This window comes from Aminobacter carboxidus, from assembly GCF_014863355.1.
Lineage (GTDB): Bacteria > Pseudomonadota > Alphaproteobacteria > Rhizobiales > Rhizobiaceae > Aminobacter > Aminobacter carboxidus.
Genome location: NZ_JACZEP010000001.1, coordinates 273,056 through 291,647, shown reverse-complemented (window position 1 = coordinate 291,647; position 18,592 = coordinate 273,056). Strand labels below are relative to the sequence as shown.

20 protein-coding genes are annotated in these 18,592 nt (G+C 63.5%); 6 read left to right on the top strand and 14 right to left on the bottom strand.

Annotated elements, in window-relative coordinates; genetic code table 11:
- Window position 1 precedes the first annotated feature (1 nt).
- From IHE39_RS01410 to coxB, 5 genes are all read right to left on the bottom strand, one after another.
- Window positions 2-646 (bottom strand): cytochrome c oxidase assembly protein, encoded by a 645-nt coding sequence (locus IHE39_RS01410; protein ID WP_192565268.1) that lies wholly within the window; start codon window positions 644-646, stop codon window positions 2-4.
- Entirely contained in the window at window positions 643-801 is a 159-nt protein-coding gene (locus IHE39_RS01405; RefSeq protein ID WP_192565267.1) for a cytochrome c oxidase system small membrane protein, read from the bottom strand. The genes IHE39_RS01410 and IHE39_RS01405 overlap by 4 nt, the downstream gene beginning before the upstream one ends.
- Window positions 801-1,742 (bottom strand): heme o synthase, encoded by a 942-nt coding sequence (locus IHE39_RS01400; protein WP_192565266.1) that lies wholly within the window; start codon window positions 1,740-1,742, stop codon window positions 801-803. Before IHE39_RS01400 ends, IHE39_RS01405 begins: the two co-directional genes overlap by 1 nt.
- Window positions 1,743-1,817: 75 nt before the next feature.
- Complete coding sequence (gene ctaD / locus IHE39_RS01395) at window positions 1,818-3,467, bottom strand: cytochrome c oxidase subunit I (protein WP_192565265.1); 1,650 nt, start codon at window positions 3,465-3,467, stop codon at window positions 1,818-1,820.
- A 37-nt stretch (window positions 3,468-3,504) separates the two neighbouring features.
- Window positions 3,505-4,371 carry a cytochrome c oxidase subunit II gene (gene coxB, locus IHE39_RS01390; protein ID WP_184769423.1) on the bottom strand — a complete coding sequence of 289 codons (867 nt, stop codon included), beginning with the start codon at window positions 4,369-4,371 and terminating at the stop codon, window positions 3,505-3,507.
- Between the two features lie 415 nt (window positions 4,372-4,786).
- On the opposite strand from coxB, the gene IHE39_RS01385 reads away from it, so the two are divergent.
- The 3 genes from IHE39_RS01385 (at window position 4,787) to IHE39_RS01375 (ending at window position 7,503) form a co-directional block, all read left to right on the top strand.
- Window positions 4,787-5,266, top strand: a complete 480-nt coding sequence (locus tag IHE39_RS01385) for an invasion associated locus B family protein (RefSeq protein ID WP_246470736.1) — start codon at window positions 4,787-4,789, stop codon at window positions 5,264-5,266.
- 87 nt (window positions 5,267-5,353) lie between these two features.
- On the top strand, window positions 5,354-6,766 hold the full coding sequence (gene tldD / locus IHE39_RS01380) for a metalloprotease TldD (protein WP_192565264.1): 1,413 nt from the start codon (window positions 5,354-5,356) through the stop codon (window positions 6,764-6,766).
- A gap of 23 nt (window positions 6,767-6,789) precedes the next feature.
- Window positions 6,790-7,503 (top strand): NAD-dependent deacylase, encoded by a 714-nt coding sequence (locus IHE39_RS01375; protein WP_184769426.1) that lies wholly within the window; start codon window positions 6,790-6,792, stop codon window positions 7,501-7,503.
- 52 nt (window positions 7,504-7,555) lie between these two features.
- Here the strand turns inward: IHE39_RS01375 and IHE39_RS01370 are convergent, their stop codons facing one another.
- The 6 genes from IHE39_RS01370 to IHE39_RS01345 all read right to left on the bottom strand — a co-directional run bounded on the left by IHE39_RS01370 (window position 7,556) and on the right by IHE39_RS01345 (window position 13,418).
- A complete protein-coding gene (locus tag IHE39_RS01370; protein ID WP_184769427.1) occupies window positions 7,556-8,797 on the bottom strand; it encodes a class I SAM-dependent RNA methyltransferase in 1,242 nt (413 codons plus the stop codon).
- Window positions 8,794-9,567: a TlyA family RNA methyltransferase gene (locus tag IHE39_RS01365; RefSeq protein WP_246485356.1), complete on the bottom strand. Its 774-nt coding sequence runs from the start codon at window positions 9,565-9,567 to the stop codon at window positions 8,794-8,796. The genes IHE39_RS01370 and IHE39_RS01365 overlap by 4 nt, the downstream gene beginning before the upstream one ends.
- 144 nt (window positions 9,568-9,711) lie before the next feature.
- Window positions 9,712-11,625, bottom strand: a complete 1,914-nt coding sequence (gene dxs, locus IHE39_RS01360; RefSeq protein ID WP_192565262.1) for a 1-deoxy-D-xylulose-5-phosphate synthase — start codon at window positions 11,623-11,625, stop codon at window positions 9,712-9,714.
- A gap of 99 nt (window positions 11,626-11,724) precedes the next feature.
- Window positions 11,725-12,645, bottom strand: coding sequence for a pirin family protein (locus IHE39_RS01355; RefSeq protein WP_184769430.1), 921 nt, complete (start codon window positions 12,643-12,645; stop codon window positions 11,725-11,727).
- 50 nt (window positions 12,646-12,695) lie between these two features.
- Window positions 12,696-12,962, bottom strand: coding sequence for a DUF2277 domain-containing protein (locus IHE39_RS01350; protein WP_192565261.1), 267 nt, complete (start codon window positions 12,960-12,962; stop codon window positions 12,696-12,698).
- Between the two features lie 84 nt (window positions 12,963-13,046).
- Window positions 13,047-13,418, bottom strand: a complete 372-nt coding sequence (locus tag IHE39_RS01345) for an MAPEG family protein (protein WP_192565260.1) — start codon at window positions 13,416-13,418, stop codon at window positions 13,047-13,049.
- An 86-nt stretch (window positions 13,419-13,504) separates the two neighbouring features.
- Between IHE39_RS01345 and IHE39_RS01340 the strand changes: the two genes are divergently transcribed.
- On the top strand, window positions 13,505-13,897 hold the full coding sequence (locus tag IHE39_RS01340) for a winged helix-turn-helix transcriptional regulator (protein ID WP_184769433.1): 393 nt from the start codon (window positions 13,505-13,507) through the stop codon (window positions 13,895-13,897).
- Window positions 13,898-13,909: 12 nt separating this feature from the next.
- On the opposite strand, the gene IHE39_RS01335 is transcribed toward IHE39_RS01340, so the two are convergent.
- The 3 genes from IHE39_RS01335 to IHE39_RS01325 form a co-directional block, all read right to left on the bottom strand.
- Entirely contained in the window at window positions 13,910-14,161 is a 252-nt protein-coding gene (locus IHE39_RS01335; RefSeq protein WP_184769434.1) for an exodeoxyribonuclease VII small subunit, read from the bottom strand.
- 3 nt (window positions 14,162-14,164) lie between these two features.
- Entirely contained in the window at window positions 14,165-15,091 is a 927-nt protein-coding gene (locus IHE39_RS01330; RefSeq protein WP_184769435.1) for a histone deacetylase family protein, read from the bottom strand.
- 152 nt (window positions 15,092-15,243) lie between these two features.
- Window positions 15,244-15,825 carry a TetR/AcrR family transcriptional regulator gene (locus tag IHE39_RS01325; protein WP_192566011.1) on the bottom strand — a complete coding sequence of 194 codons (582 nt, stop codon included), beginning with the start codon at window positions 15,823-15,825 and terminating at the stop codon, window positions 15,244-15,246.
- Window positions 15,826-16,010: 185 nt separating this feature from the next.
- Between IHE39_RS01325 and IHE39_RS01320 the strand changes: the two genes are divergently transcribed.
- The gene (locus IHE39_RS01320; protein ID WP_192565259.1) at window positions 16,011-17,231 is read left to right on the top strand and encodes an MFS transporter; all 1,221 of its coding nucleotides are present in this window, start codon (window positions 16,011-16,013) and stop codon (window positions 17,229-17,231) included.
- Window positions 17,232-17,339: 108 nt separating this feature from the next.
- On the top strand, window positions 17,340-18,548 hold the full coding sequence (locus tag IHE39_RS01315; RefSeq protein ID WP_192565258.1) for an MFS transporter: 1,209 nt from the start codon (window positions 17,340-17,342) through the stop codon (window positions 18,546-18,548).
- Window positions 18,549-18,592 lie beyond the last annotated feature (44 nt).

The following is an 18,592-nucleotide window of genomic DNA, read 5'->3' as shown; positions in this document are numbered from 1 at the left end:
ATCAGCCCCCGGCTTTTCCGTCGGAATTAACATTTTTCGCTTCGCCGTCACCCTTGGGCGCGACAGCAACAGGCTTTTCCCCGGCAATGGGGAAGAAGGTATAAGACAGCGTGATCGTCTTGACGTCCTTCATTTCAGGCACGTTGACGATTTCCGGATCGACGAAGAACACCACCGGCATGTCGAGCGTTTCGCCCGGCTTCAGTGTCGTGTCGGTGAAGCAGAAGCACTCGACCTTGTTGAAGTAGGCGCCGGCAATCTCCGGTGTGACGTTGAACGTCGCACGGCCCTGGGTCGGGTTGTCGAAGACGTTCGTCGCCGTATAGTGGATCTGCTTCGTCTCGCCGATCTTGATCTGGACGTCGCGGGCCACGGGCTTGAAGTCCCACGGCAGGCCACCCGACACATTGGCGTCGAAGCGCACGGTGATTTCGCGATCGAGGATCTTGTCGGAATATTGCTCGACGCGCTGCGTCGTGCCGCCATAGCCGGTGATCTGGCAGAACATGGCGTAGAGCGGCACCGCGGCGTAGGCCATGCCGACCATGCCACCGACAAAGGCGACGCACATGCCCGCAACCATCCGGTTGGAGCTCTGCTTCCTGGGGTCGGCAGCCTGCTTGTGGTTGGTCACACCATTGCTCATAGCGGCCGATCCAGGATGCCGGGGCCGAACTTCGCGATCGTCGCGAGATAGAAGATGATGACCAGCGCCGCCAGGGCCAGGCCGATGGCGACGTTGCGGCTGCGACGCGCCTTTTTCTGCTTTTCGGTCAGCGTCACCAGATCCTTGTCCGACATCATGCACCTCCAAGCGCAAAGACACGCTCGATGACGCTGTCGGCCAGGTAAGCCGCAAAGATCACGAACAGATAAAGCAGCGAATAGGCGAAGAGCTGCTTGGCAGGCTTCATCACGCGGTCGCTGTCGGGCATCTGGAGAACCTTCCAGGCATACCAGACGAAGCCGATGCCGAGCGCCAGCGAAACCACGCCATAGCCGATGGTGGTGTAGCCGAGCAGCCAGGGCGCCACGCCAACAGGCGCGAGCAGCAGCGAATAGGCAAAGATCTGGCGCCGCGTCGAAGCTTCGCCGGCGACGTTCGGCATCATCGGAATGCCGGCGCGCTCGTAGTCCTGCGACTTGAACAGCGCAAGTGCCCAGAAGTGGGGCGGCGTCCACAGGAACGTTATGAGGAAGAGCACGACGCTCTCGAAGCTGACCGAGCCGGTCACGGCGGCCCAGCCGATCATCGGCGGCAGCGCCCCGGCCGCGCCACCGATAACGATGTTCTGCGGCGTCCAGCGCTTGAGCCACATCGTGTAGATGACGGCGTAAAAGAAAATGGTGAAGGCAAGTAGTGCTGCCGACAGCCAGTTGACGAGGACGCCGAGCGTCATCACCGAAAGGGCGGAGAGCACGAGGCCGAAGGTCAGCGCCTCATGCGGCGTCACCTTGCCTGACGGCACCGGGCGGCTGGCCGTACGGGTCATGACGGCATCGATGTCGGCGTCATACCACATGTTGAGCGCACCCGATGCACCCGCACCGATGGCGATCGCAAGGATCGCAACCACAGCGAGGAACGGGTTGATGGTAACAGGGGCGGCAACCATGCCGACAAAGGCGGTGAAGACCACCAGCGACATGACGCGCGGCTTCAGCAGGGCGAAGAAATCGCCCGCCGTCGCTTCCGACATGCGGATGGTTTGATCGTCAAACCGGTTGTGGACAAGGGCCATGCGTACTTACGTCCAGTCGTTCCGTTTGGCCGAAGCCGCCGGTCAGGCCGGCGGCTTCGTAGTTCAGTCAGTGCCTTACTTGATCTTCGGCAGCTGTTCCCACTGGTGGAAAGGCGGCGGCGAAGGCAGCTGCCATTCGAGCGTGGTCGCACCATCGCCCCAGGGGTTGGCACCGGCGACGCGCTTCTTGGAGAAGGCTTCGAAAACACCAAACAGGAAGATCAGCACGCCGATGGCGGAGATGTACGAACCGTAGGACGACACCGCGTTCCAGCCGGCATAGGCATCCGGATAGTCGATGTAGCGGCGCGGCATGCCGGCAAGGCCGAGGAAGTGCTGCGGGAAGAAGATCAGATTCACGCCGACGAACGTCACCCAGAAGTGGGTGTTGGCGATCGCCGCCGAGTACATGTAGCCGGTCATCTTCGGGAACCAGTAGTACCATGCCGCGAAGATCGCGAACACGGCACCCAGCGACAGCACGTAGTGGAAGTGCGCCACGACGTAGTAGGTGTCGTGCAGCGAACGGTCGAGACCGGCATTGGCCAGCTGCACGCCGGTGACGCCACCGACGGTGAACAGGAAGATGAAGCCGATCGCCCAGATCATGGGCGTCTTCATCGAAATCGAGCCGCCCCACATGGTGGCGATCCACGAGAAGATCTTCACACCCGTCGGAACCGCAATGACCATCGTGGCGAACACGAAGTAGCGCTGCGTGTCGAGCGACAGGCCGGTGGTGTACATGTGGTGAGCCCACACGACGAATCCGACGGCACCGATGGCGACCATGGCATAGGCCATGCCGAGGTAGCCGAAGATCGGCTTGCGCGAGAAGGTCGACACGATGTGGCTGACGATGCCGAAGCCCGGCAGGATCAGGATGTACACTTCCGGGTGACCGAAGAACCAGAACAGGTGCTGGAACAGGATCGGGTCGCCACCGCCCTCAGGCGCGAAGAAGGTCGTGCCGAAGTTGCGGTCGGTCAGCAGCATGGTGATGCCACCAGCCAGGACCGGCAGCGAAAGCAGCAGCAGGAAGGCGGTGATCAGCACCGACCAGGCAAACAGCGGCATCTTGTGCAGCGTCATGCCCGGGGCGCGCATGTTGAAGATGGTGGTAATGAAGTTGATCGCGCCGAGGATCGACGACGCACCGGCAATGTGCAGCGACAGGATCGCCAGATCCATGGCCGGGCCAGGCTGGCCCGAAGTCGAAAGTGGCGGATAGATCGTCCAGCCGCCGCCGACGCCGTGGGCACCGGGCGCGCTCGGCATGAAGGCCGAGAGGATCAGCAGGAGGAAGGCAGGCGGAAGCAGCCAGAACGAGATGTTGTTCATGCGCGGGAACGCCATGTCAGGCGCGCCGATCATGATCGGAACCATCCAGTTGGCAAAGCCGCCGATCAGCGCCGGCATGACCATGAAGAAGATCATGACCAGGCCGTGCGCCGTGGTGAACGCATTGAACATGCTCTTGCCGGCGTCGATCGCCGAGTCGCCTTCAACGCCGTAGACCATCGAGGCCAGGCCGTGGAAGATCTGGATGCCCGGCTCAGCGAGCTCCCAGCGCATCATGACGGACAGGAAGCCGCCGATGCAGCCTGCCATGATCGCGAAGATCAGGTAGAGCGTTCCAATATCCTTGTGGTTGGTCGAGTACACCCACCGAACCCAGCCCTTCGGCTTGTGGTCATGATGGTCGTGAGCTGCAGCGCCTGCCATGTTCCGCTCCGTTCCCTGATCCCTATCTACCGCTGGCTCAGTTGCCAGCGGCCGCGACCTTGGCCGCACCGTCCGTCTCGGCCATCAGCGCCTTGTTGGCACCCGGCAGGTCGGACTTCGCGGCAGCCAGCCACGTATTGTACTGTGCGTCGGAGACGACGCGGATTGCGATCGGCATGTAGGCATGATCCTTGCCGCAAAGCTCGGAGCACTGGCCGTAGTAGAGGCCTTCCTTCTCAGCCTTGAACCAGATCTCGTTGATACGGCCCGGCACCGCGTCCGTCTTCACGCCAAAGGCCGGCATGGCGAAGGCGTGGATGACGTCGCTGGCGGTGACGAGCACGCGAACCAGCGTGTTGATCGGAACAACCACTTCATTGTCGACAGCGAGAAGACGTGGATACGCTGCCTTATCTTCCTTGCCAGCCGCAGCGCGGTCAGCCTCGGCGAGCATGGCCGAGTTGAAGGAGAGCGGCTCGGCGTTCTGGTACTCGTAGTCCCAGTTCCACTGGTTGGCGGTCGCCTTGATCGTCAGCTTCGCATCTTCCGGCGGCGAATACTGCGCCGTGAGGAGTTGGAACGACGGAATGGCCAGGAACAGCAGGATGACAACCGGACCGACGGTCCAGATGACCTCGATCAGCGTGTTATGGCTGGTACGTGAAGGCACCGGGTTGGCGCTCGCACGGAACCGCCAGATGCAATAGGCCAGCAGGAACAGAACGAACAGCGTGATCGGAACGATGAACCACAGCGTATAGCGCTCGAACCAGGTGATCTGTTCCATGATGCCGGTCGCGGCCGGCTGGAAGGTGGCCTGCCAAGGCGTCGGCTGTGCCGCATAGGCCGCGACGCTGGCAAGGGAAGCAGTCGCCGCGACGGCGCTAGCAAAGATCTTTCTCATCGCCCTCTGTATCTCCCATTTCCATGCGGGCGTAGCCGCAAGGACATCGTGCCGCTCCGGGACGGGAATCCCAGAGACGTTCGGAGGTTCAAACCATACTCTCTTTATAACCGCAAGGAAGCAGAGGCTTAACCCGTGCGGCATTTTTGCGCGCAGGCGCAGAGGCTGGCGCCGCGACGCGTTTGGCGCTAGGTGAAGAACGCGCAGGCGGAAGGGCAACCGCCCTGCTTGCGCTGCTATGCCCTCAAAAGGCGTCGCAATTCGGGCCAAATTGGCTTCGAATGTCTGGAAAACCTGATATTGCAGGATGGCGAAGGCGCCGTCTTGTTATTTACTTGCTGCCTCCACGACCGAAATTGTCGTGATTCGCAATGGAGCCGTCATGAAGTCTGGGCTTTTGAAAACCGTGGCGAAGATGCTTGTCGCCGCCGCCTGCGTGGTTCCCATGCAAGCCGGCGCGCAGCAGAGCGGCACGGTCAAGTCCACCCATGGCGCATGGTCGATCATCTGCGACACGCCTGCGGGCGCCACCAACGAACAATGCGTGATGATGCAGAACGTCATCGCCGAGGACCGCCCTGAGATGGGGCTTTCGGTGGTCATCCTGCGTACCGCCGACAACAAGGCCGAGATCCTGCGCGTGCTGGCGCCGCTCGGCGTGCTGCTCCCTAACGGCCTTGGCCTCAATGTCGACCAGAAGGACATCGGACGCGCCTACTTCGTGCGCTGCTTCCAGGACGGCTGCTACGCCGAGGTGATCCTCGACAAGACGCTGCTCGACACGCTGAAATCGGGCAAATCGGCGACCTTCATCGTCTTCCAGACGCCCGAGGAAGGCATCGGCATCCCGGTCGACCTCAACGGCTTCGGTGAAGGTTTCGCCGCGCTGCCGTAAGGCTTCGACGCCGGAGACATTGTCCGGAGGCTTCGCGTCGCCTACATCGGGGTGAACATATTCACCTTGCATATGAGGCGACGCGCCATGACCAGCCTTCTCAGCCAGTTCGACATCACCGAAGACCGCGTGCGCAAGATCGTCGCCGGGACGATCGAGGGCGCCGACGATGGCGAGCTCTTCCTCGAATATCGCGAGGGCGAAGCGCTGATGTTCGACAACGGTCGGCTGAAGACCGCGAGCTTCAACACCGACCAGGGTTTTGGCCTGCGCGCCGTTGCCGGCGAAGCGACCGGCTATGCCCATTCGAGCGACCTGTCGGAACAGGCATTGCTGCGCGCCTCCGATGCTGTCTCGGCCGTCAAGGGCGGATATTCCGGCACGCTCGCTGCCGCCCCTGCCCGCACCAACACGCATCTTTATGGCGAAGAGAACCCGATCTCGTCGCCCTCGTTCGAGGCCAAGGCCAAGCTGCTGCAGGAAATCGACGCATGGCTGCGTGACAAGGACCCGCGCGTCCGCCAGGTGACGGCATCGCTCGCCTCGTCGTGGCAGCATGTCGAGATCCTGCGCGGCGACGGCCAGGTCGTGCGCGACATCCGTCCGCTGGTGCGCATGAACGTCTCGGTGATCGTCGGCGACGGCGACCGCCAGGAAAGCGGCTCCTACGGTGCCGGCGGCCGCAAGAGCTTTGACGAGTTCCTGACCGACGAGAGCTGGAAGAATGCCGCGACCGAGGCATTGCGCCAGGCACTGGTCAATCTCGAAGCCATCCCCGCCCCTGCCGGCACCTTCGACATCGTGCTGTCTTCCGGCTGGCCGGGCGTGATGCTGCATGAAGCCGTCGGCCACGGCCTCGAAGGCGACTTCAACCGCAAGAAGACATCGGCCTTCGCTGGCCTGCTCGGCCAGCAGGTCGCCGCCAAGGGCGTCACCGTCGTCGATGACGGCACCATCGCCGAGCGCCGCGGCTCGATCACCGTCGACGACGAAGGCACGCCCAGCGCCCGCAACGTGCTGATCGAGGGCGGCAAGCTTGTCGGCTACATGCAGGACCGCCAGAACGCGCGCCTGATGGGCATGAAGGCGACCGGCAACGGCCGCCGCGAATCCTACGCGCACCAGCCGATGCCGCGCATGACCAACACCTACATGACCTCGGGCGACAAGACGCCGGAAGAGATCATCGCCTCGGTCAAGAACGGCATTTATGCCGTGTCCTTCGGCGGCGGCCAGGTCGACATCACCTCGGGCAAGTTCGTGTTCGGCTGCACGGAGGCCTACATGATCGAGGACGGCAAGGTGACCCAGCCGATCAAGGGCGCGATGCTGATCGGCAACGGCCCCGATGCGATGCATCGCGTCAGCATGGTCGGCAACGACATGAAGCTCGACACCGGCATCGGCATGTGCGGCAAGGCAGGTCAGGGCGTGCCGGTCGGCGTCGGGCAGCCACATCTCAGGATGAACCAGATGACGGTCGGCGGCACGCGGGTCTAGGACTGGCAGTCACCGTCAAACGAATGTCGATATACCGTCCCACCTCGATCGTCGTGCTCACTGGCGCCGGCATCTCGGCCGAATCAGGCGTCGACACCTTTCGCGACAAGGACGGCATCTGGGCAAAGGTGGACTATCGCGACGTTGCGACGCCGGAAGGCTTCACCCGTGACCCGGAGCTGGTTCACGAGTTCTACAACCAGCGCCGGAGCGGCCTTGCCGAGGTCGCGCCAAATGCCGCGCACGTAGCGTTGGCCAGGCTCGAACGCGCCTTCCCAGGCAAATTCCTGCTCGTCACGCAGAACATCGACGACCTGCACGAGCGGGCCGGATCGCTGCGGCTCACCCATATGCATGGTGAGCTGAACAAGGCCTTGTGCGCCCATTGCGGCTCAAGACATCCCTGGCACAGCGCCATGTCGCGCGCCTCGCGCTGCCCGTCATGCCAGGAGATCGGCCAGTTGCGTCCAGATGTGGTCTGGTTCGGCGAGATGCCCTACCGGATGGACGAGATCGAAGAGGCGCTGGCGAGTTGCGACCTCTTTGTCTCCGTCGGCACCAGCGGCAATGTCTATCCCGCCGCCGGTTTCGTCGAGCAGGCGCGCTACGCCGGCGCCCGCACGATCGAACTCAATCTCGAACCGTCGGAAGGTTGCGGCCTCTTCGAGCAGGCCATCCATGGCCGCGCCACCGAGATCGTGCCTGAATTCGTCGAGCATCTTCTGGCTGGCCGATAGACGCCGATCGCCGCCGGTCGGCCTTAAATAGCAGGATCGAACGCGGCCCGAATTACCGCCGCTTCTTCGGCTTTTCCAGCAGCGCCACCGCCTCGACATGGTGCGACCAGAGGAACTGGTCGATCGGCGTGACGGCCTTCAGCGTATAGCCACCATCGATCAGGATGCGCAGGTCGCGTGCCAGCGTCGCCGGATTGCACGACACCGCCGCCACATAAGGCACATCCGACCGGGCGATCTGCTTGCACTGGTCCTCGGCGCCGGCACGCGGCGGGTCGAAGACGATGCCGTCGAAGGCGTTCAATTCCTTGAAGGTCAGCGGCCGCCGGTCGAGATCGCGGCGCTCGATGGTGACGCGTTTTAGGCCGTTGGCGAAACGGAAGCCGCGATCAAGCGCTGCCAATGCCGGGCCATCGCCCTCCACGGCATGAAGCTCCGAGTTTGCCGCGAGCCTGAGCGCGAAGGTGCCGCAGCCCGAAAACAGGTCGGCGACCTTCTTGGCCTTGCGCATGTGCCCAGCGACGAGTGTTGCCATCGCCAGTTCGGCCTCGGCCACGGCCTGGACGAAGGCGCCGGGCGGCGGTGTCACCGTCGCATTGCCGAAGGTCAGCATTGGCTTGACCGGCTCGACGATGATCTCGCCGTCGATGGAAAGCCTAGCGATCCTGGATTTGATGACGAAATCGGTTGCCGCACGGCGGATCGCCTCGGTCGGCTTGCCGCAGTCGGAGGCAGCGATATCAAAACCCGCCTCGGTCGCCGTGACCAGGAACCTGAACGGCTTCGACGTGTTGGCGATGATCCCGGCAAGGTGACGCAGGATGCCGGCCGCCTCGACGATCGAGGGCAGCAGCACCGGGCACTCCTCGATATCGACGAGGGTGTGCGAAAACGCCTTGTTGTAGCCGAGATGAAGCCCGGTCTCGGTGTTGCGTGCCGTGAAGGCTGCACGGCGGCGGCTGTGCTGCGGGCAAGCAACCAGTTCGCCGACCGGGACGTCGATGCCCCTCGCCTTCAGTGCATGAGCCACCAGCCCGCGCTTCCACTCGCGATAAGCGCCGTCTTCCAGATGCTGGATGGCACAGCCGCCGCATTCGGTGAAATGCCTGCAGGCCGCATCGATGCGCTGCGGCGACGGCTCGATCACCGAAATCAGCTGGGCGCGATCCTTGTCGCGCGCGGCGGTCACCGTTTCGCCCGGCAGCGCGAACGGGATGAAGATATGCCCGCCATTGGCATCGACGACGCCGTCGCCATGCGCGCCCAGCCGCGCAATTTCGAAACGTGACGTCATTGGTCTTTCACTCCACCGAGCAGGTATTCACGATTTCCGTCACCACCTTCGAGCGGCGACGGGCAGATGCCGAGCGCACGCCAGCCCGGAACGGCGTCGAGCCACGCCCGCAGTTCCTCAGTGACACGCGGGCCGTCGTCGGCATTCTTGAGCAGGCCGCCCTTGCCGATCGCCTCGCGTCCGGCCTCGAACTGCGGCTTGACCAGCAACACTGCCCTGGCACCTGAGGCAGCCAGTTGGAGTGCATTGGGCAATGCCAGCCTGAGCGAGATGAAACTGACATCCGAGACCACGAAGTCGGGCGTCCGGCCGCCAAGATCTTCCGACGTCAGGTTGCGGGCATTGAGCCCTTCCAAGCAGGTCACGCTCGGATCGGATTTCAGCCGCTCGCCCATCTGGCCGTGGCCGACATCGATCGCCACGACATGCGCTGCACCGCGTTCGAGCAGGACCTGCGTGAAGCCGCCGGTCGAAGCACCAATATCCAGCGCCGTTGTTCCGGCCGGATCGAAGCCGAAATGGTCGAGCCCGGCGATCAGCTTGAGCGCGGCGCGCGAGACATAGGCTTGCGCCGGGTCGTCGACAGCGATTTCGGCAGTCTTCGTCACCGTCTGGCCCGGCTTCTTCGCCGGCTGGCCATCGACGGTCACGGCCCCGCGCGCCACTGCGTCGCGGGCACGCGAGCGGCTGGCAAAGAAGCCGCGGCTGACGAGCAATTCGTCGAGCCGCAGGCTGGCACCGGAGCGCTGCGCGTCCGCCTTGACGTGCAATGGCGCTCCAGCTTCTTGAATCTGCGCATCGTGCTTTCCGAAAGTCGATTTCGACTTTCGGGCCGATGCGCTGGCTTGCCTTGAGATTTCCATGGCTTTCAATGGCGAATGCGCGCCTGCAAGGCAAGCGTTCGCGCGATTATGTCAGGCGCGAACCACCTGGGCCGACTTGCCGAGTGCTGCGAAGACGGCACGCACGATGCCACCGGAATCAAGCCCGGCATCGGCATGCATCTTGTCGGGGCTGGCGTGGTCGACGAAGCTGTCCGGCATGGTCAGCGGGCGCACCTTGAGGCCGTTGTCGAGCAGGCCGTTGCGGGCGAGGAAGTCGAGCACCTGACTGGTGAAGCCGCCGACCGAGCCTTCCTCGACCATCACGAGCACCTCGTGCGAGCGTGCCAGGCGACGGATCAGGTCCTCGTCCAGCGGCTTGGCGAAACGGGCGTCGGCGACAGTCGTCGACAGGCCTGCAGCACCGAGTTCCTCGGCGGCAAGCAGGCAGTCCTTCAACCGCGTGCCGAAGGACAGCAACGCTACCTTGGTGCCCTCGCACACAATCCTGCCCTTGCCGATCTCGAGCACCTGTCCACGCTCCGGCATGTCGACGCCAACGCCGTTGCCGCGGGGATAGCGAAAGGAGATCGGACCATCGTCATATTGGGCGGCGGTGCGCACCATATGGCGCAACTCCGCCTCGTCGGCCGCCGCCATGACCACGAATCCGGGCAGCGATGCGAGATAGGCGGTGTCGAAGGCACCACAATGGGTGGCGCCGTCGGCGCCGACAAAGCCAGCGCGGTCGATGGGAAAGCGCACCGGCAGGTTCTGGATGGCGACGTCATGCACGACCTGGTCATAGGCGCGCTGCAGGAAGGTCGAATAGATCGCGACGAACGGCTTGTAGCCTTCGGTCGCCAGGCCCGCGGCGAAGGTCACCGCATGCTGCTCGGCGATGCCGACGTCAAAGGTGCGCGACGGAAATGCCTCGCCGAACAGGTCGAGGCCGGTGCCCGATGGCATGGCGGCGGTGACGGCAACGATCTTGTCGTCATTGCGCGCCTCCTGCATCAGGCTTTCGGCGAACACCTTGGTGTAAGCCGGCGCGTTGGCGGGCGCCTTGGCCTGGGCGCCGGTGATCACGTCGAACTTGTTGACGCCGTGATACTTGTCGGCCGCCGCTTCGGCCGGGGCATAGCCCTTGCCCTTCTGGGTAACGATATGGATCAACACCGGGCCGGTGCCGTTGTCGCGGACATTCTTCAGCACCGGCACGAGATGCTCGAGGTTATGGCCGTCGATGGGGCCGATATGGAAGAAGCCCATCTCCTCAAACAGCGTGCCGCCGGTGACGAAGCCGCGCGCGTGCTCGACGGCGCGGGTGATCGCCCGGTCGACGCGCCGGCCGAGATAAGACGTCAGCTTCTTGCCGAGCTCGCGCACGCCGGCATAGGTGCGCCCCGACGCAAGGCGCGCCAGATAGGCGCTCATCGCGCCCGCTGGCGGGGCGATCGACATATCGTTGTCGTTGAGGATGACGATCAGGCGGGCGTCGAGCGCACCGGCATTGTTCATCGCCTCATAGGCCATGCCGGCCGACATGGCGCCATCGCCGATGACCGCGATGACGTTGTTTCGGCCGCCATCGAGATCGCGCGCCACGGCCATGCCGAGGCCGGCGGAAATGGATGTCGAGGAGTGCGCGGCGCCAAACGGATCGTACTCGCTCTCCGAGCGCTTGGTGAAGCCGGAGAGCCCGCCTTCCTGGCGTAGCGTGCGCATGCGGTCGCGACGGCCGGTCAGGATTTTGTGTGGATAGGCCTGGTGGCCGACATCCCAGATGATGCGGTCGTCGGGCGTATCAAAGACATAATGCAGAGCGACCGTCAGTTCGACGACGCCGAGGCCCGCGCCAAGGTGGCCGCCGGTCTGCGACACCACGTCGATCAGCTCGGCACGCAGTTCGCTTGCCAGTTGCGGCAGCTGGGCTTCATCGAGCGTGCGCAGGTCGGACGGCACGCGGACCTTGTCCAGCAGGGGCGTTTCAGGTTTCGCGTTCATCAATCCGCACTAACTCGGTTAACCACCCGGCAGATACGACCGCATGCTTGGAAAGTAAATGCGTGGCGGTGACGCGGGGGCCGGCCGGAGACGCGCCCGTCAGCCCTCTGGCAACGGGATGAACTCCTCCTCGTCACCAGGCACGATGTCGAAACGGCCGGTCTTCCACTCGTTCTTCGCCTGCTCGATGCGTTCCCGCGACGACGAGACGAAGTTCCACCAGATGTAGCGCTTGGAGCCGAGCGAGGCACCGCCGAACAGCATGAAATGCGCCCCGGTCTCGGACGACACGACGATTTCGTCGCCGGGCTTGAACACCAGCAACCGCTCGATCGGGAAGCGATCGCCAAGAATGTCGATCTCGCCGCCCAGCGTATAGATGGCGCGCTCCTCGGCGTCGGCCGGGATTTTTATCCTTGCACCGGGCGCAAGCGAAATATCGGCGTAGAGCGTGTCAGAAGCCGCCCGCACGGGCGAGCGCAAGCCCTTGAAATCGCCGATAATGAGCCGCCCGCTGACGCCATCGGCCGAAAACTCGGGCAATTCGGCGCTCGCCGTGTTCTCGAACAGCGGCGCGACCTCCTCCTTGCCGTCAGGCAGGGCCAGCCAGGTCTGCAGCCCCGACACCGACATCGGCGCGCCGCGCAGCTCTTCGGGCGTGCGTTCGGAATGGACGATGCCGCGCCCGGCGGTCATCAGGTTCACGTCGCCGGGTGCGATGACCATCTCGGTGCCGAGCGAATCCCGGTGCCGGATCTTGCCGTCGAACAGATAGGTGACCGTCGCAAGCCCGATATGCGGATGCGGACGCACATCCAGCGCGTGGCCGGCTCGCAGGATCGCCGGGCCCATGCGGTCGAAGAAGATGAACGGCCCGACCAGGCGGCGCTTTGCCGTCGGCAATGCACGGCGCACCTGAAAGCCGTCGATATCCTTGGCATTGGGAATGACCATCAGTTCGAGCTGGTCACAGGAAAAGGCATCGCCCGGGGTCGGGTCTTCGGCTGGAAAGAAGCTCATGGTCACATCCTAGAGTGATTGCAGCGCGGCTGTCACCAGTGCTGCCCTACTCAGGCAAATCTCAGCGCCGAACGCGCCTTTGCCTTGGCGGCTTCTTCGTCGCGATTGCGCGGATGCTGGTGCGTTTCCATCGCATGCAGCATCTCGTGTGCTGCATCGGCGATCGTGTCGACCGCGCGGTTGAAAGCCTCTTCGTTCTTCTTCGAGGGCTTGTTCGCACCGCTCAGCTTGCGGACGAACTGCAGTGCTGCGTCATGGATTTCGTCATGCGTCGCTGGCGGGTCGAAATTGAACAATGTCTTGATGTTGCGGCACATAGCCTGCTCCGGGTTTCAACCGTGTGGGTGCCTCATAACTGGGCGCAACATGCCGCAAGGTCAAGCCATTCGGCTACCCCCGGCTCACCCGAACATCAGGGCAGCGGCGCCGATGAGCAAGGCGCCATAGGTTCCGATCATGCCGGGCGCGCTCAGGGGCGTCTTGCCAGTCATGATCCCGACGAAATGCAGGCTGCGGCCGGCAATCAGCAGACAGGCGATGGCCCATAGCATCGCAGCCGGCGCCTGACGATATTCCGCCAGCGCGAGGAGGATCAGGGCGAGCGGGACATATTCGATGAAATTGCCCTGGGCGCGGATACGCCGCATCAGGGCGGTGTCTTCGCTGTAGCCGATCTTGATGCCCACCTTCTTGCGGCGCAGGCTGACCGCGATGCTCAGGCAAACCAGCACCACGGCCGCCAGCGCGGCGGTGGTCGATGTGATCGGCAGCATGGCCTCTTTCTCCCCTACTGGACCTCGTCGGTCGACCTAACCACTTCTCGCTTGCATTTTGCAAGTTAAAAATCCACATTACCTCGATGACACAATTCCGCTCCGCATGCCCCATCGCCTCGGCGCTCGACATCGTCGGCGACAAGTGGTCGCTCGTCATTGTCAGGTCGATGGTGGTGGGGGCGACGAGCTACTCGGATCTGCTGTCGACGCCGGAGAAAATCTCGACCAACATCTTGGCCGAAAGGCTGCGCCGGCTGGAAGATGCCGGTCTCATCCGGCAATCGCAGCCACGCCAGGGTTCGATCCGTGGCGCCTACGCGCTGACCGCCAAGGGTGCTGCGCTCATTCCTGTTGTGCAGGAACTCGCCCGTTGGGGCGAGGCCCAGATACCGGACCGCTGGACACCGCCGGAACGCTTCTATGCGGCGCGGCCCAGCGATTATGCAGCCCGCGACGGCGATCGCGCCGCAGACTGACTGCGATTTCGGTCACTCCCCGTCGAGCGGCTCCGTGCCCATCGGCTTGCCGTCGCGCGACAGGCGGATCTTCTCGACCTTGTCTTCGGCCGCCTTCAGCAGCCGGTCGCAATGCGCCTTCAATGCTTCGCCGCGTTCGTAGATCTTGATCGACTGGTCGAGCGGCACGTCGCCGCGCTCGAGATCGTCGACAATCTTTTCCAGCGCAGCGAGCGCCTGCTCGAAGCTCATCGCCTTGATTTCGTCATTGGGCTCAGCGGCCATGGATCATCCTTTCATGAGGCGAGAAACGTGGGCGGCGACGGAAAAGGCCAGCCCGTGCAGGTCGTAGCCGCCCTCGAGCAGGCTGACCAGACGATTTGATGAATGGCGCGCGGCACTGTCCATCAATTGCCCGGTCGCCCAGTCGAAATCGGCTTCGGTGAGGTTGATCTCGGCCAGCGGGTCGCGATGGTGGGCGTCGAAACCGGCCGAAATAATGATCAGGTCAGGCGCGAATCTGTCGAGCGCGGGCAGTACGCGCGAACGGAACGCCTCGCGGAAATGGTCGCTTCCGGTGTCGGGCGCAAGCGGCGCGTTGACAATGTTGCCGACGCCCGTCTCGCTTTTCGCGCCCGTGCCGGGAAACAGTGGCATCTGGTGCGTCGAGCAGTAGAGCACGGTCGGGTCGTCCCAGAAGATGTCCTGGGTGCCGTTGCCGTGATGCACGTCCCAATCGACGATCGCCACGCGCTCGGCGCCATGGCCGCGCTGGGCGTGACGTGCCGCAATCGCCGCATTGTTGAACAGGCAAAAGCCCATCGCCGTTGTCTTTTCGGCATGGTGCCCGGGCGGGCGCGAGGCGACGAACACATTGCCGGCCTTGCCGGAGAAGACATCGTCGACGGCGGCATTGGCCGCACCGATGGCGGTGAGCGCCGCCTGCCAGCTTTTCGGGCTGAGCGTAGTGTCGCCGTCAATCCTGGCGAACCCTTGCACCGGCACCTGCCGACGGACACTTTCGACAAAACCCTCGGGGTGCGCGTAGAGAATCGTGCGCTCGTCACCCATCGGCGCTTCGGCGCGATCGAGCATTTCGAATGCCTCGTCGTCGAGCGCGCGTTCGATGGCGCGCAGCCTGTCGGGCCGCTCGGGATGCCCTGCGGTCGTCAGGTGTTCGAGGTAGATCGGATGCGTGTAGAGCCGCGTGGTCATCGCCGCACCTTATCAGCAATGGCCGGCCAGACCACGCATAGCTGTCAAAGCCCTGGGGAAAACGGCAGCCGCTGACGAACCAGGCCCATGGCCGGGTCGGCAGGAGGAACCGAGGATCGCGGCACCGGTATGTCCAGTTGCGGCGGAAAAGATCAGTTGGCGGACTTGCCGGCCACAAGCAGGCCTTCCATCAGCGCGCGAAACGCCTTCACCGCCTTTATCGACGTCGCGCCGGGGTCGTCGGAATTTGCGATCCACTGCGCGGCATACAATGAGGCGCCGCTGATCAGTCGCGCCATCGCTTCCGGATCGATGTCGCGGACAAGTCCCTCCGCCTTCAGCGCGACGAGGTTCGCCGTGATGGCCGAAATACAGGCATTGGCGTTGGGCCATTGCGCCGGATCACCGAGCACCGCCGAACCATCACGCAGGACGATGCGCTGGATTTCCGGCTCGAGCGCCATTTCAATGTAAGCGATGTTCTCGTCGAGAAAGCCTTGCCAACGCGTCTCGGCCTTGGTCGAGATCTCATTGAGGCGCGACAACATCTCTTGATCGATCTGGGCGAGCACAGCCTCGAACAACCCCTTCTTGTCGCCGAAGTGGTGGTACAGCGCACCGCGCGTCAGCCCGGCCTCGGCGGTAAAATCGTCCATCGATGCGTTTGCATAGCCCGTCGTCGCAAATGCCCGGCGCGCGGCTGCGATCAGCTTGGCGCGCGTTTCGGCAATCATCTCGCTTCGGGGTTTGTGTGCCGTCTTCATCGCCTTTTCCTTGTCGCACCGTCGCTCACATACGGCACGTATATTTTTCTCAACATAACGTCCACGGTAATTGACATACGCAACGTATGCAATTATGTCATTGACATACGTCACGTATGTAAGTGGCGCGCCCTCGAAATTCCAGGAGTGCTCCGATGCACAATCCTTATGCTGATATATTCAGAGTTCCCGGAACCAAAGGCTTTGCAGCAGCGGCATTCATTGCTCGCCTGCCGATAGCCATGGCTCCTATCGGCATCGTCGCGATGCTGTCCCAGACGCGCGGCGAATATTGGCTGGCCGGTGCCGTCTCCGCCACTTTCGCTTTGACAAACGCCTTCGCCGCCCCACAGATCTCGCGCCGGATCGACAGGCTCGGCCAGACATCAGTGGCCCTCCCCACGACTGTCATCTCCGTCCTGGCCTTTGCTGCGTTGCTCATTGCGACCCATTTGGACTGGCCGGCCTGGACCCTGTTCGTCTCGGCCTTCATCGCCGCCGCCATGCCCAGCATGCCGGCCATGGTCCGGGCCCGCTGGACCGAGATCTTCCGCGACCGCCCCGAACTCAACACCGCCTTTGCATTTGAATCCGTCGCCGACGAAATGGTCTACATTGCCGGTGCCTCGCTTTCGGTCGGCCTGAGCGTCGCATTGTTCCCGGAAGCGGGCATGCTGGTCAGCACGCTGTTCTTGGCCGTCGGCATGGCAGCTTTCCTGCTGCAGCGGTCGAGCGAGCCCAAGGTGAGGGCGCCGGAACTTGCAAGTGTCGGTTCGGCGATCGCACTGCGCCCGGTTCAGATCATCACGCTGGCGCTCATCTTCGTCGGTGCGATCTTCGCCACTGCCGAGGTCAGCGCCGTGGCGATCACCAAAGAACTCGGCCAGCCCACCGCGGCTAGCCTCGTCATCGGCGTCTATGCCGCGGGCTCGCTCATTGTCGGCCTGATCGTCGGCGCGCTGAACGTCAAGGCACCGAAGCAGCGCCTGCTTGCCATGTCGATCGCCATAGTCGCGCTGACCACGCTGCCCCTGTTGGTCGCCGACACGGTGCCGCTGCTGGCGCTTGCCATCTTCGTCAGCGGCGTTGCGATCTCGCCCACCTTCATCATGGCCTTTGGCCTGATCGAGCGGCGGGTGCCGGAAGCCATGCTGACCGAAGGCATCACCTGGGTGATGACCGGCATCGGCATCGGCATGGCGCTGGGTGCCTTCGTGGCGGGCTGGGTGGTCGACAATTTCGGCGCGCAGAACGGCTTCTGGGTGTCGGTGGCCGCGGGCACGATTTCCCTACTCGTCGTCCTTCTCGGTCAGAAAGCACTCGCCGGCGAGGACGAAGTCGAGTTGCCGCAAGCGACACCACAAGCCGCGGAATGAGGCAGCATATCCCCAGTCAAAGCCTCTCCCATCTGTGCCAACGAGCCGCCTCTTCAGGCGGCTCGACTGTATATGAAATTTCAGATATCTGCCCTCCCGGTGACCCCAATGCGTAATCCCTACAAAGAAATCTTCAAGGCGCCCGGCGCCAAGGCGTTCTCCGCCACAGGCTTCATCGCACGGCTGCCGCTGGCGATGATCACGCTCGGCATCGTCACGATGCTGTCGGAAACCCATGGCGAGTATTGGCTCGCCGGTGCGGTAGCAGCAACATTTGCGTTTTCCAACGCTTTGATCGCGCCTCAGGTGTCGCGCCTCGTCGACCGCTACGGTCAACGCCGCATCCTCATCCCCGGCACCATCGTCGCGGTTGCGGCGCTGAGCAGCCTGATGCTCGCAACCCGCTACGGCGCGCCAAACTGGACGCTGTTCCTGTTTGCCGTGCTTGCCGGCACCATGCCGAGCATGAGCGCCTTCGTGCGCGCACGCTGGACACATATCTACCGTGGCTCGCCGAAGCTGCACACGGCGTTTGCCTTCGAATCCGTCGTCGACGAGGTCATCTTCATGACCGGTCCGATCGTCGCCATCGGTCTCAGCGTCGGCCTGTTTCCAGAAGCAGGCCCGCTTGTCGCCACGACGCTTCTCGCGGTCGGCAATTTCCTCTTTGCCGCCCAGAAGTCGACGGAGCCGCCGGTCCACGCCCAGGACAAATCGGGCGGCAAGTCGGTCATCTGGCTCGGCTCGATGCAGGTTCTGGTGCTGACGCTGATCGCCATCGGCGCCATTTTCGGCACCGCCGAAGTGACCGCGGTCGCTTTCGCCGAAGCCCAGGGCGACAAGGCCTCCGCCGGTTTTGCGCTGTCGGCTTATGCCGCCGGCTCGCTTGTCGCCGGTCTCGCCTTCGGCGCGCTGAAGTTCAAGCTTGCCTTGCCGCGCCAGTTGCTCCTGGCAATTGCCTTGGCAGCCTTGACCACCTTGCCGCTGATGATCGTCGGCAGCGTCCAGACACTGGCCGTGGTGCTGTTCGTCGCCGGCGTCGCGGTGTCGCCGACCATCATCATCTCGATGGCGCTGGTGGAAAAGATCGTTCCATCGTCCAAGCTCACTGAAGGCATGACCTGGGCGATCACCGGCATCGGCATCGGCATGGCGGCAGGATCCTCGGCATCGGGCTGGTTCATCGACAATCTCGGTCCGACCAGCGGCTTTTTCGTTTCGATGCTCGCCGGCTTCATTGCCCTTGTCGTCGCCCTTGTCGGGCAAGGTACCTTCCGGCGGTCGACATCGAGCCTCGTCCCGGCTCCGGCTGAGTAAATGGGTCACGGCACGGCGCGCACCCAGCGGGCCGTGCCTTTAAC